Source organism: Metabacillus sp. GQ13 (assembly GCF_059758525.1).
This window is the reverse complement of sequence record NZ_JCAXET010000018.1, coordinates 14,874-27,873: the sequence shown is the minus strand read 5'-3', so window position 1 is coordinate 27,873 and position 13,000 is coordinate 14,874. Positions and strand designations below refer to the sequence as shown.

At 37.1% G+C, this 13,000-nt stretch carries 12 protein-coding genes; all 12 read right to left on the bottom strand.

Going from position 1 to position 13,000, the window contains the following annotated elements:
- Window positions 1-378: 378 nt before the first annotated feature.
- Window positions 379-1,479 (bottom strand): ABC transporter permease, encoded by a 1,101-nt coding sequence (locus AC6CHR_RS19945; RefSeq protein WP_498250781.1) that lies wholly within the window; start codon window positions 1,477-1,479, stop codon window positions 379-381.
- Entirely contained in the window at window positions 1,479-2,741 is a 1,263-nt protein-coding gene (locus tag AC6CHR_RS19940) for an ABC transporter permease (RefSeq protein WP_498250780.1), read from the bottom strand. Before AC6CHR_RS19940 ends, AC6CHR_RS19945 begins: the two co-directional genes overlap by 1 nt.
- 12 nt (window positions 2,742-2,753) lie before the next feature.
- Entirely contained in the window at window positions 2,754-3,686 is a 933-nt protein-coding gene (locus AC6CHR_RS19935; protein WP_498250779.1) for an ABC transporter ATP-binding protein, read from the bottom strand.
- A 113-nt stretch (window positions 3,687-3,799) separates the two neighbouring features.
- Window positions 3,800-4,432, bottom strand: a complete 633-nt coding sequence (locus AC6CHR_RS19930) for a response regulator (protein ID WP_498250778.1) — start codon at window positions 4,430-4,432, stop codon at window positions 3,800-3,802.
- Window positions 4,368-5,567, bottom strand: coding sequence for a sensor histidine kinase (locus AC6CHR_RS19925; protein WP_498250777.1), 1,200 nt, complete (start codon window positions 5,565-5,567; stop codon window positions 4,368-4,370). The genes AC6CHR_RS19930 and AC6CHR_RS19925 overlap by 65 nt, the downstream gene beginning before the upstream one ends.
- A 487-nt stretch (window positions 5,568-6,054) precedes the next feature.
- The gene (locus AC6CHR_RS19920) at window positions 6,055-7,185 is read right to left on the bottom strand and encodes a glycerate kinase (protein ID WP_498250775.1); all 1,131 of its coding nucleotides are present in this window, start codon (window positions 7,183-7,185) and stop codon (window positions 6,055-6,057) included.
- A 30-nt stretch (window positions 7,186-7,215) separates the two neighbouring features.
- Window positions 7,216-8,490, bottom strand: coding sequence for a GntP family permease (locus AC6CHR_RS19915; protein WP_498250774.1), 1,275 nt, complete (start codon window positions 8,488-8,490; stop codon window positions 7,216-7,218).
- Window positions 8,491-8,608: 118 nt separating this feature from the next.
- Entirely contained in the window at window positions 8,609-9,727 is a 1,119-nt protein-coding gene (locus AC6CHR_RS19910) for a sugar diacid recognition domain-containing protein (RefSeq protein ID WP_498250773.1), read from the bottom strand.
- A 134-nt stretch (window positions 9,728-9,861) separates the two neighbouring features.
- The gene (gene rlmH / locus AC6CHR_RS19905) at window positions 9,862-10,341 is read right to left on the bottom strand and encodes a 23S rRNA (pseudouridine(1915)-N(3))-methyltransferase RlmH (RefSeq protein ID WP_498250772.1); all 480 of its coding nucleotides are present in this window, start codon (window positions 10,339-10,341) and stop codon (window positions 9,862-9,864) included.
- Between the two features lie 83 nt (window positions 10,342-10,424).
- Window positions 10,425-10,580: a CxxH/CxxC protein gene (locus tag AC6CHR_RS19900; RefSeq protein WP_498250771.1), complete on the bottom strand. Its 156-nt coding sequence runs from the start codon at window positions 10,578-10,580 to the stop codon at window positions 10,425-10,427.
- Window positions 10,581-10,707: 127 nt separating this feature from the next.
- The gene (locus AC6CHR_RS19895; RefSeq protein WP_498250770.1) at window positions 10,708-11,943 is read right to left on the bottom strand and encodes a S1C family serine protease; all 1,236 of its coding nucleotides are present in this window, start codon (window positions 11,941-11,943) and stop codon (window positions 10,708-10,710) included.
- A gap of 259 nt (window positions 11,944-12,202) precedes the next feature.
- Entirely contained in the window at window positions 12,203-12,997 is a 795-nt protein-coding gene (gene yycJ, locus AC6CHR_RS19890; protein ID WP_498250768.1) for an exodeoxyribonuclease YycJ, read from the bottom strand.
- Window positions 12,998-13,000: the final 3 nt, after the last annotated feature.

Sequence of the window (13,000 nt, the reverse complement as noted above, 5' to 3'; positions counted from 1 at the left end):
TAATCGCCAGTTTTCCTGACAATTAGCCTCTTTTTCCATTACAAAATACGATATAAATGAATAAACCTATCCTTCGTATATCATAAAAAATCCGCTGTCCTTGTCAGCCTCTCTGGGCTGATTTAAAGTACCATTATGCAATTAAATTTATTATTCCAAAAAACCTTCTTAATGTCAACAAATCCTTTTGGTTTTGAAATACATAAACAAATTAAGGTTTATTATATTAAGAACTTCATTAAAATTAAATAAACTTTTTTAAGTTTTCAACTTTTACTTTACTAACATAATTTCATACTTATTCCCATCCTTTTGAATATCACATACAATCCAGTCATTAATTTCAAAAGGTCAGAATCTCTTCAATCGTATCACTTCTTACCTCTTCCCTCGTTCTCCTAAGTTAATCCCAATCCCCATATACATCACTGAAATTAGAAGCAAAAGTGAAATGGGTAACATAATATCACTCCACCCTGCACCAAAGAGAGCGACATCCATCATTGCATCGACTGCATAACCTAATGGGAAAACATCTGCTATAACGTTTAATACTGGATTATCCATCGCACCTTGTGGCATGTATACCCCGCTGATAACCGGAATGATCGGAACAACAGATGGATAAATCATATTAAATTTTTCAGGAGTTTTTGCAATTCCCGCAATAAGCATTGCCAAACTTACCGAGCTCAATGCATATACAGCAGCTAACATCAGAATCAGCGGAAGCGGCCCAATTTCAAAATTCATCACATATTTAAAGATGAGAAAAACAGCGGACAATTGGAAAAAACCAACGAAAAAGCTATACAATAAGTGACCGAGATACATATTTATTTTGCTAACCGGAGAAAGAATTAGACGGTTCCAAACTCCGCTTACCTTATCCTCATTAATACCATTTACCTTAAAACCAATTGTAAACATGGTGAGAAACAATGTAAAACCAAATAATAATTGGGTTCCCATATCATAGCTTGTAAGTTTTCCACCATTAACATTTTCCGTTTGAACGGTAATCGGTGAATTTTCAAAATAGCTTTCGAATTCTTTTCTGAGATTTGTTGTATTTTCCGAACCGGCAATCGCTTGTAGTTGTGCTTCTTCTGTAAAAATTTGATGAACCTCTTGCTCTACCAACAGGATGTTAGGCATATTTGATGCAGGAATTAAGCGATAATCATTTTCCATTATATGAATCGCTACATCCCTTTTTCCTTCTCTAACCTGTTCACGAGCTTCACTTTCTTCTGAAATGACAAATTTTGTATCACTATTATCATTTAATAACTTTACCCACCGTTGTTCGATTTCCTCTGCATTGGAACCAGATGCAAAAACATCAACAGTTACTTCCGTTTGTCGAGACGTATCCCCAAAAATGAGAGTTGCTAAAATACTGAGGGCAATAAATAAAAAAATGAGTAGTGGTTTTCGTTTATCCTTTAAAAATTGAGCATACAGCACTGGATACATTAGTTACGCCCCCTTTTTGGAAAGATAGATAAACTGATGACAAAACTAACGATAAAAGTGGCAAATAGAACAATCAGAGGAAAGGCTAAATCACTCATAATACTAAACTGAATCCATTCTATAATTGTTGTCTGTGTTAGACCATTTGGAGTCCATTCCCCAATTTCTTGAAATATCTGTGGAAGTCCTTCAAGTGGAAAGAAGCTACCACCAAATACCCCTAATCCCATAATAATGAGAGTAAAAAGTCCACTTGCGGTATTACTGTCACTTAGATGGAGAGAAATCGATGTAAATAAGGCTGATAGTCCCGCAACTGTTAAGGAAAAGGCAAGTATAATTACACCTAATCCCATCCAAAATTCTATTGTTTTTCCGGGGAAGACACTTAATAACAGTTGAACAGATATAAATGTAATAAGCATCTGTACAACCACTAAAATAAAGGTAGAAACCGTCTTTCCTAATAAAAAATTAATTGGATTACTATTTGTTAATATAATCCTATTAAATACTCGCTCCCGCTTTTCTGTAACCGTTTTTAATGCTACAGTTTGAGCTAAAAACAGGGCAAACAACGTGCCAATTGCAATCGTAAAATATTGAGAAATCGTATAGGTTTCAATCCCTTCAACAACTTCCTTTCCCCCTTGTGGTAGTATGGGTTCAGTTGATACAAATTCCCCTTTACTTCCAAGGGCAAATTGCATATTTAATGAATTCACAAAGTTATTGACGATATCTTGAAGTGTACCGACCTCAGTAGATTCCTCTTTTGCTAAAATTTTTACTGGGGTATTACTGGCGGGGGCGCCTAATAAAACATTAGAAAGAACACCATACGTAAATCCTCTAGGAATCTTTATAATCGCATCAAGATCCCCATTTTCGACTTTTTTAGTTGCTTCCTGTTCACTTATTTCTTTTATGGTTACCAAGCCTTGTTTATCCGGTTTTTTTAAAAAATCACGGATCATACCTACGGGGTTAAGATCTGTTGCTACTGCAAGCAATTTCTTTTTTTCAGAAGATGATAGGTTCTTTTCTTTCACAGCATTTTCAAATTGCTCTTTCCCCATCTTCTCATCGTCCGCTATCAATAATGCTATATCTAAATGAATGGCATCTTCTTCATCGTTAAAAAGTCCCGAAAAGGCGAAGTTTAATATGACAATAAGGATAATTGGAAGTAATAGAGCCATTAATATCTCTTTGCGGTCCCTCCAAAAAATGAGTAGATCTTTTTTAATAAATGAGCCCATTTTCACCTCTCCTTAATCCCGCAATGTTTTTCCTGTTAGGTGTAAAAACACATCCTCTAAACTTGGAATTTCTACTTTATAGTTAACAATTTGAATTCCCTCTTTTTCCGAATCGAGTACTAGCTTACTTAATAGATTGCTATTCTTTTTAGAAATAATTCGAAGTCCTACACTTGTTTCCTCCACTTGGTAAACATTTGGAAAGGATTTAATCATGTCAATTAACGTTTCACTTCTCTTACTAAGCTGAACTTGGATAGTATCCTCAGTAGATAAAATACTTAACAATTCTCCTTTACTACCTGAAGCGATAATTTTTCCACGATCCATAATGTAAACCCTTTTACATAATTGCTCCACTTCTTCCATGTAATGACTTGTATAAAGAACTGTTGTACCAGAGGTTTTATTTAATTCTCGAACGGTCTCTAAAATATGGTTCCTTGACTGAGGATCAATGCCGACAGTCGGTTCATCTAGAATTAGAATTTGGGGATTATGCAATAGAGCAGCAGCTATGTTTATTCTTCGTTTCATCCCACCAGAAAATGTTTTAATAAGCTCCTTTTGTCGATCCTTTAAACCAACCATTTCCAGCACCTCTTGAATCCGACCTTCTAAAATTTCCTTTTTCACTTGATAAGTTTTTCCGAAAAAACTTAAATTTTCATATGCCGAAAGTTCCTCATATAATGCAATTTCCTGTGGAACAACTCCAAGCACTTTTCTAATTTCAGAAGGGTCTTTTATTGTGCTTTTTCCATCAAGTTTTATATCCCCTGAAGTAGGTCGAATTAGAGAAGATATCATCGAAATAGTTGTTGATTTCCCAGCACCATTCGGCCCGAGTAATCCAACTGATTCCCCTGCTTCTAAATAAATATTAATTTCATCTACAATCTTTTTACCTTTAAAACTTTTACTAAGCTTAACTGTTTCAAGCATGAATCCCTCACTCCTTTATTAATTGTTAGGTTCAATATATAAAAAAAGAAACAGTATCAATACTGTCTCTAGTCACGACTTATGTATTTATCCATTACTTTTGTTTATATTGTTTAGACAAGATTGTGGCGAATGGCATAAATAGCTAATTGAGTGCGATCCCTTAAATCCAGTTTATTTAAAATTTGACTTGTATTATTTTTCACCGTACCTACAGAAATAGCTAGTCTTTTACCTATTTCATTATTGTTAAGCCCTTCCCCAATACATTTTAAAATGGCACGTTCCCTTGGAGTTAAAGATGAGTCTGGTTCTTTAGTATCTTGCTGCTTCATTAACTGGGGCACGACTTTTGCTGCAACTTGCTCTTCAAGCGTTAATCCACCCTTTAATGCACTGCGAATTGAACGAAGTAACGAATCAGTATCACCATTTTTTAAAATGTATCCATTTACTCCTATACGAAGCGCTTCCATGACATAATGATCGTCATCAAATGTTGTTAACATTAAGATCTTTGTATTAGGCCAGCGGGATAGTATGACCTTTGCAGTTTCCAACCCATCCATAATAGGCATCCGAATATCAAGTATGGCAATATCAAATTGCCTTTTTTCACATAGAGTTACGGCTTCTTTTCCATTATCTGTTTCCCCAGTTACTTTATACTCATCCTCTGTTTCAATCATCATTTTTAAGCCCTGTCTCACCATTACTTGATCTTCCACCAGAAGTATTCGAATCATGCTTATCACCTGTATTTGTTATTTTAATAAAACCACTAACAATAAACTGTCCTTCCGTTTGATATACCTTCAATTCACCATTATAATTTTCTAATCGCTTTCTCATGGATTGGAGCCCAAATCCTTCTTGATAGGCTCTCGTTTGAGAAGCGGGATTACTAACTTCAAATCGAAAAATACTACCACCCGGTGCTTCAAAAAGAATGTTCGCTTCTTTGGTATGACTATGTTTCATTATATTCGTTAATGCTTCTTGTACAGAACGAAAAATGACAAAGGATTGCTCACCCGTTAAAAGGGCAGAAAAGGCACCATATTTTACAGAAAAATGAATATGCATCATATTTTCCAGTTCTAATTTCCGGATTAAACGTAAAATACCTGGAAGCCCGCCATTATCATTTGCCTTAAGTGATTTTACCGCCCTACGTGTTTCATTAAGACTTTCACTAGCTATATCCTTTAAGGACTGTACCCTTTCCTTTTTATCCTCAGAGATTTGTAAGCGAAACATTTCTAACTGCATTATTAGTGCGGTCAACTTATGTCCAACCGAATCATGTATTTCATGGGCAATCATAGCCCTCTCCTCTTGTCTTGCCAACTCCTCATCTGAAAAAACTCTTCGCTTTACGTCACGATATTCACTTAAAATCTCCTGATATCGTGCATCTAAATCTGTTAACTGTTTTTTTGTTTTCTTAAAAAATATTAAGGCAATGAAATGGAGAATGATGTATATGACGATGAGGAAATGTATATGTGGTGCTAGATTACTATATAAAACGGTTATCGATAGCCCTAATACCCCAATTGCACCATTAGCTATACTATATTTCAGCGGCATACGATAAAAGCCCTCTGCTATGAGAAGGGAAATAATAAGAATAAGATATGGATTAAACTCATTATTGATCGGAAATAGGATAATTACTGCGATAAAACTATTCATACATAATAATAAAAACAATATAAAAATCTTTTTTTCTATTAAGGGAACAATAAAAAAGAGTAGGAAGTATAACGCAATACCAAATAAACTTGAAGTTAATTGATCTATATTTAGGTTCATGTAATCAATAGCAAATGGCCAAACAACCACGTTTATGAGGAACCATAACCAGTAGGATTTCATAATATAACCCCATTTCATAAATGGAATATCACAGCTATATTACCACTTATTTCCCTATTTCACCATCTAACCTGTATCTATTCTTCAAGACCCATAAGGAATCCTTATAAATATAAAAAGTTGAAATACACAATTTCCTATATATTTACTATTGTGTATTTCAACTTTTTACAGAATAGCGTATATGAAATTTCGAGCATATAATGAAGAATCCTTTTAAACATCTATTAAAAAACCTCCTTTACTTATAATACGGTTCACCGTAACACAACAAAATGAGGTATTGTTTTTTGAATTACGACACTTAGGAGTAGGAATCTTCATTAGGTGTCATGAGACAGGTGACGTATTTTACGAAATCGTTAATAAGCTAAAAACTGAAAACTTCGATTAGTTGGCATCAGCAATTTCGCTTTCGAAGAGACATAGTGATCTAATTCAAATCCATAAGGGTCTGACATTACATTGTCAAACCTCCGTTTAACTTTTATTTCATTTTCCAAACGGCAGCTATATTTGCAGATGTTCTCTCCACATATTCTTTTGCATGTTTAAAGGCATCTTCTAAAGAAGTTACTCCAGGGACAATACTGAATATTGCATCAATTCCATACTCATGAACAACATTACTATCTTTAGATACATTCCCAGCAATCCCCACAACAGGTACTCCAAATATTTTTGCCGTTTTGGCAACACCAATTGGAGTTTTCCCAAAGATGGTTTGTCCGTCAATCTTACCTTCTCCAGTAATGACTAAATCGGCGTCCTCTACGATTTGAGAAAGACCAGTAGCTTCTATTACAATTTCGACACCCCTCTTCAATTCTGAAGGGAAGAAGGCCAATAACCCTCCACCAAGGCCGCCTGCTGCTCCAGCACCAGGAACATCGTTAATGTTTTTACCAAGATCTCTTTCAATAATAGAAGCATATTGGCTAAGATTCTTATCAAGTTGGGCCACCATTTCTGGGGTAGCCCCTTTTTGTGGCCCAAAGATTGCGGAAGCACCTTTTTCCCCCGTCAACGGATTATCGACATCACATGCTACCTCAATTTTAATGTTGGCTAATCCCGGGTCAAAATCCGATAGATTGATAGAGGCTAAGTCAGAAAGGGAGCCGCCGCCCTCTCCTATTTCCTTTCCATCCTTATCAAGCAGATGTGCCCCTAAAGCTTTGGCCATTCCTGCACCGCCGTCATTTGTTGCACTTCCACCTATCCCAATAATAATATGGTTGACTCCATAATTAAGAGCGGCAGTCATTAACTCGCCGGTCCCCCTAGTTGTTGTTACAAGAGGATTCCGTTTTCCAGCTGGTACTAGGTGTAGACCTGAAGCAGCAGCCATCTCAATGACAGCGGTTGTTTTGTTTCCAAGGATTCCAAAGAAAGCATCTACTGGTTCGCCCAACGGTCCCGTAACGGTTTTGAAAATAATCTCACCACCAGTTGCATCCACTAAAGACTGAACGGTACCTTCTCCACCGTCGGCCATTGGTACTTTTACATATTCAGCAGCAGGAATCACCCGTTTGAAGCCCTTCTCAATAGCCTCCGCTACTTCTAGAGCTGATAAACTTTCTTTAAATGAATCCGGAGCAATAACAATCTTCATCTTTTTCCTTCTCCTTCCTAAAGGGAACTATTATCCAAAAATATGAAATACACCATAAATTAAAGTAGAAACAATCACTAACGTTAAACCAACAAGTGTTTCGTACGGAATAACTTTTAAGCGTTCTTTGATTTGCATGTTGACACTTCCGCCTGTTGAGTGGAAAAAACTTCCATGTGGTAAGTGGTCGAGAACAGTAGCACCCGAATGAATCATCGCAGCACCGGCAATAGCGGAAACACCCATTCCTAAAATCGTTGAACTAAATACTTGGCTGGCTACAGCTGTTCCTGCAGTGGTAGAAGCCGTTGCCGCTGACATAAAGATACCGGATACAGGTGCAAGAACAAAAGCTGGAAGACCAAGTGCATCTAGTCCATTTATCAAAACATCTTTTAATCCCGAATTCGCAATAATTCCAGCCAGTGTACCTGTTCCCAGTAACATAATTGCTACACCAGACATTTTTCCAAGTCCCGAAATCGCATAATCGTTTACTTTTCTCCCTCTGCCCATGACAAGTGCTCCGATAATACCTCCAACAGGTAAAGCAATCATAGGATCAATGTTGATTTGGAACAACGGTCTTAGAGCCAACAAAATAATCGTTACAATTGGAGCAATCAAAGCAGGTAAGAAAGAAGGAAGGGACCCGCCATTATGGGCTTGAATTTCTTGTTCTTGAACAGCAGACCCTCTTTTTACTAGTTTTTTAGCAATAATATAAGTGACAACAATTCCGAAAATCGCAGGAATGATTCCTGCAGCCATTACGGATGTTAAAGGAATGTTAAACGCATCAGAAGCAGCAATGGCATTTGGGTTTGGTGACATAATGTTACCGGATTTACCTCCGCCAATCATCGCAAGCAAAATGGCTGTTTTGGAAATACCGGCTCTTTTGGCAATCGCAAGGGCAATTGGGGAAACTGTAATAACGGCAACATCAACGAAAACACCTACTGCTGTTAAAATCATCGTCGCAATCGCCAAAGCAAGCAATGCTCTCGTTTCACCGAGTTTTTTTACAATCGTTTCCGCAATAACGGAAGCAGCGCCTGATTCAATGAGAACTCCCGCTAAAACACCGGCCGCCAAAATTCTTAATACTGCTGGAATAATGCCTTTGGCACCCTCCATCATTAAATTAACTGTATTGGTTATATCGACTCCGCCAATTAGACCGCCAATTAACGCACCGGCAATCATTCCGAAAGCAGGAGGTACTTTCTTTAAAATTAGTACAATTGCAATAACGAGTGCAACCACTGCACCTAAAGCGCTTACTTGAATATGTGCATCCATTTGTGTTACCTCCTTGTTGTTTATACTTTTATTGTAAGCGGTTTCTATACTGGATGCATTGTTCAGTCCATCAAAAAAAGGCTTAGGAAAACCAAGCCCTTTTGTGCATTTGCACAAGTTATTTAATTTGATTTTGCAAAATAGAAAGATAGAGTTCAAGTAAATCTTTTACCTTACGTGGGTCCTTATTTGTCAATTCAGCAATCCTTTCCAAACGGTATCTTAGAGTGTTTCGGTGAATAAAGAGTCTGCTAGCGACTTTATTGACGTCACCATTTTCCTCAACGTATACTGCCAAGGTTTCCAATAGTTCACCTTTTTTATCTTGGCGCTTTAGTTGTTGATAATAGGGACCAATATCTTCACCAATCCCAAGCTGATTAGCCCGCGTAAGAAAAATAGGTAACTTATACTCGTTATAAGAATAAATCGTTTTATAAGGATCTAGTTTCTGCCCCACATTCAAAGTATAAATGGCTTCTCGGTAAGACTCGGCAAGTCCTTCTAAAGTTGGATGGAAACTCCCAACTGCAATTTTACAATGTATCCGTTGATATTTCTCCAATCCAAGTGCCCACTTTTCCATTTGGTTTAAAGTTTGGGAATAATCCCATCCCGATTCTGGCATATCCACTTTTTTCAAGAGAACAATATGATCGGGATCCATCACATATAAATCGTCTTTTTCCAGTTTATCACGAATCCTTTTATAGCCATTCGACTGATCGACTGTTAGGACAATTGCAACTCTCGGAATCTCTAAATTGATACCTAGTCGTTTTACCCTTTCAAAATAGAATGGATTTAAATTTTTCGTTTCATGTAGCAGCTGGCTTGTCAATTCCTCTTTTAATCGTTCATCCCACTGCATTTCATCTAGTAGAACAGCTTGCTGAAGAATCATTTCTGCCGCCATTTTTACTAATTCCCCGTAGTTTCGAATCTCTGCAGGTACCCCCGTTATCCCAATGACTCCAACGGTTTTATCTCCAAAGTAAATGGGCAGATTAATTCCAGGCTTAACTCCATGCAGTTGTTCCACTTCCGTATCACTAATTTCAAAACCACTTTGGGTCTCTATCACCCTTATTGCGCCTTCATGGATAGAATCAATCCTTTTTTTATCGCCTGAACCAATAATAACTCCTTTCTCATTCATGACATTTATATTTAGGTTCATAATCTTCATTGTTCGATTCACAATTTCCTGTGCCAAGGATTTGTCTAAATATCTCATGAATATCCCTCTTTTCAATCTAGCCTCACATAAAGGGGGTTGTCGCACCTAACGAATTCCAATCACAAGTGATAGCTATTCATTTCTAAAGAGCATACCCCTTTTTATTAGAGATTTGGATATAGTAACCTCATTTACTTGTGGTACGGTTCCCCCCGATTAATCCGAAAAGCCCGATAAACCTGCTCCACCAAAATCAACCTCATCAACTGATGCGGAAAGGTCATCTTTGAAAATGACAACGTATCATTTGCTCTCTTTAACACGGCATTGCTCAATCCTAGTGAGCCCCCAATGACAAAGGCAATTTTGCTTTTCCCATATGTTGCGAGTTGATCTAAATCTTTGGCAAGCTGTTCTGATGACTTCATCTTACCTTCTATTGCAAGGGCAATCACAAAGGTGTCATCGCTAATTTTATTTAAGATCCGTTCTCCCTCTTTATCCTTTACTTGGACCATTTCAGTTTCACTTAAGTTTTCTGGTGCCTTTTCGTCAGCGAGTTCGACTATTTCCACTTTTGCGTAAAGTGTTAGTCTTTTTAAGTATTCATCGATACCTTGTTTTAGATATTTTTCTTTTAATTTTCCAATTGTTACGATTGAGATGTTCATGTTTTATCCCCATTTCAAACAAAAATAATCCTTGGAATGTTATCCACAATATTACCGGTGTTATCCACAAACTCAACCGAATATTAGTTCCCTACTACATATATTGCTTGGTTTTTGCACAATTCACAATTTGTGGATAACTTTTCACCTTCTTCAATTTTTTCGATCTCTGGAGCTAGTTCTTTTTCATCAACGTACATATCAATTGCAAGTTCAATATGTTCTTCACAACAGTACATATTATAATCCTCCTTATCCACATGTGGATATTCTTTTCGTTTTTTATAAGTTTAATTTATCCACAAGGTCTCTTTTGTATTAACTAAACTACTTTCCTTTTCCTTCATAAAAAAAGAGAGCTAAAAACTAGCTCCCAAACAGATCTTGTTCTCCTAATTTCATTTTTCCAGTTTTCTTTTCTCCACCTCGATAATAGGTGAATTCAACAGTGTCACCAATTGCTTGTTTATAGAGGACTTTTCTTAGCTCAATAATATCCTTTACTTCCTGACCAGCTAATTCAGTGATCACATCAAGTTCCTGTAATCCGGCTTGCCCTGAAGGTGAAAGTGAATCCACACTCATGACCACAATCCCTGATTCAATCTCTTTAGGTAGCTTGAGCGTTTGCTCTATATGATAGCTAGACACTTCGTTTAAAGATCTCATACCGATTCCCATATAAGGCCGTCTTACTTCACTATACTTTTCTAGATCCTCTATGATTGGTATAACATGGTTAGATGGAATCGATAAGCCTATTCCCTCTACTGCTGATTCAGCAATCTTCATCGAATTAATCCCAATGACTTTTCCATCCATATTGATGAGTGCACCACCGCTATTACCAGGGTTTATGGCCGCATCTGTTTGCAAAACCTCTGCATTCCAGTCTACCTGTCCATCCCCATTTTCATCAATTGGAATCGCTCTTTCTGTTCCAGAAATAATTCCTTGTGTAACAGACCCAGAAAATTGTAATCCTAATGGATTCCCAATTGCAATGACTGGCTCACCAGGTTTAACCTTGTCAGAATCACCAAATTGCGCAACTTTACCAACCTTTGTACTTTCAACTCGTAGTACAGCTAAGTCCGTTAATTCATCACTTCCTAGAATTTCAGCTGGTATTCTCGTACCATCACTTAAGCTAATCTCTACCTGAGTTGCACCAGCAATAACATGGTGATTCGTAACGATAAAGGCATTTTTACCTTCTTTTTTATAGATGACACCAGAACCTGTTCCTGCCTCACCCGTTTCGTTCCAAAAGCCTGCATCTTGAAGGTTAACAACACCCACTACAGCTTCAGAAACATCGTCTACAATTTCTGTAATCGCCGTATTTACATCGACTGAGACGTTCTTAATTGAACCATTTGTTGTATTATCATCATTTCCCTGGGTAACTTCTCCACCTAAATCCATGTCATATGGTAGAAAATCGAGATTTGAAAGGGTTGGTATCGCAAACAACACAAGTAAACCACCTAAAATGGCTCCCACCAACCCTGCTAAAAACCAACCACCACGATTGCCCTTTTGTTTTTTCACCTTATTATTTTCATAATCTTGATCATAATAACCCAATACCTTCACCATCCCTTTCCATACTACTGCACGAATAGTGTGTATACCTAATCAACATTATTCTCTTGTCTAATAAAAATTAACCAAGAAGTGTTAATTTTTCTCTAAAAATTAGACAGTAGCAATTGAATAGGTATCCATTTTTATTTCATTATGTATCTAGACCTTGTTTAATATCTTTTCCATTAGGGTCAAACACTCATGATTTAATAGAGAATGTCCTCTAAATCATGAGTGTTTTTCTCCTATTTAGGGGCTGTTATTTTTCCTCTTATATTGCCACAAGCGGTGTAGGGGTTTGAGGATCTGTATCGAATAAATCGAATTGGTCTCCTGTCATAAACCCTTTGCTTGCTAGGGTTTGTTGAACAGACATTCGAGCTAGGTCCTTCATATTGTTATCTTTACTTAAATGAGCTAAATAAATTCGCTTTGTTTGATCACCGATGACATCCATCATCGCATATGCTGCATCTTCATTAGACACATGGCCAACGTCACTTAGTATACGTCTTTTTATACTCCAAGGGTAACGGCCCATCTGAAGCATGGAAACATCATGGTTGCTTTCAAATACAAAGGCATCTGCATTTCGAATAATCCCTTTCATTTTATCACTTACATAGCCAGTATCTGTAATCAATGCTAGCTTCTTATCTTGATGATGAAAGGAAAAAAACATTGGCTCTGCTGCATCATGTGAGACTCCGAAGGATTCTATATCCAACCCACCAAATGTTTTGACTGTTCCAGTTGGAAAGACGAACTTTTGCTCTGTAGCAATTTCTCCGATTAACCCATCCATAGCCTTCCATGTTTTTTCATTAGCGTAAATAGGTAACTTATGCTTTCTTGCAAGTACACCTAAACCTTTCACATGGTCACTATGTTCATGAGTAACTAATATGCCTGATAGCTTCTTTATGTCTCGCCCTATTTGCTCAAATAGGTTTTGCATTTGCTTTCCACTTAAACCTGCATCAACTAAAAAGGATTGATTGTCAGTTTCAACATAGATCGCATTCCCCGTACTGCCGCTTGCAAGTACACTAAACTGCAAGCTCATAAT

Bases quoted from the DNA above. Each gene is read 5' to 3' on its own strand.
- AC6CHR_RS19945 (WP_498250781.1), bottom strand. From the start codon at position 1,479: ATGTATCCAGTGCTGTATGCTCAATTTTTAAAGGATAAACGAAAACCA.
- AC6CHR_RS19940 (WP_498250780.1), bottom strand. From the start codon at position 2,741: ATGGGCTCATTTATTAAAAAAGATCTACTCATTTTTTGGAGGGACCGC.
- AC6CHR_RS19935 (WP_498250779.1), bottom strand. From the start codon at position 3,686: ATGCTTGAAACAGTTAAGCTTAGTAAAAGTTTTAAAGGTAAAAAGATT.
- AC6CHR_RS19930 (WP_498250778.1), bottom strand. From the start codon at position 4,432: ATGATTCGAATACTTCTGGTGGAAGATCAAGTAATGGTGAGACAGGGC.
- AC6CHR_RS19925 (WP_498250777.1), bottom strand. From the start codon at position 5,567: ATGAAATCCTACTGGTTATGGTTCCTCATAAACGTGGTTGTTTGGCCA.
- AC6CHR_RS19920 (WP_498250775.1), bottom strand. From the start codon at position 7,185: ATGAAGATTGTTATTGCTCCGGATTCATTTAAAGAAAGTTTATCAGCT.
- AC6CHR_RS19915 (WP_498250774.1), bottom strand. From the start codon at position 8,490: ATGGATGCACATATTCAAGTAAGCGCTTTAGGTGCAGTGGTTGCACTC.
- AC6CHR_RS19910 (WP_498250773.1), bottom strand. From the start codon at position 9,727: ATGAGATATTTAGACAAATCCTTGGCACAGGAAATTGTGAATCGAACA.
- rlmH (WP_498250772.1), bottom strand. From the start codon at position 10,341: ATGAACATCTCAATCGTAACAATTGGAAAATTAAAAGAAAAATATCTA.
- AC6CHR_RS19900 (WP_498250771.1), bottom strand. From the start codon at position 10,580: ATGTACTGTTGTGAAGAACATATTGAACTTGCAATTGATATGTACGTT.
- AC6CHR_RS19895 (WP_498250770.1), bottom strand. From the start codon at position 11,943: ATGGTGAAGGTATTGGGTTATTATGATCAAGATTATGAAAATAATAAG.
- yycJ (WP_498250768.1), bottom strand. From the start codon at position 12,997: ATGAGCTTGCAGTTTAGTGTACTTGCAAGCGGCAGTACGGGGAATGCG.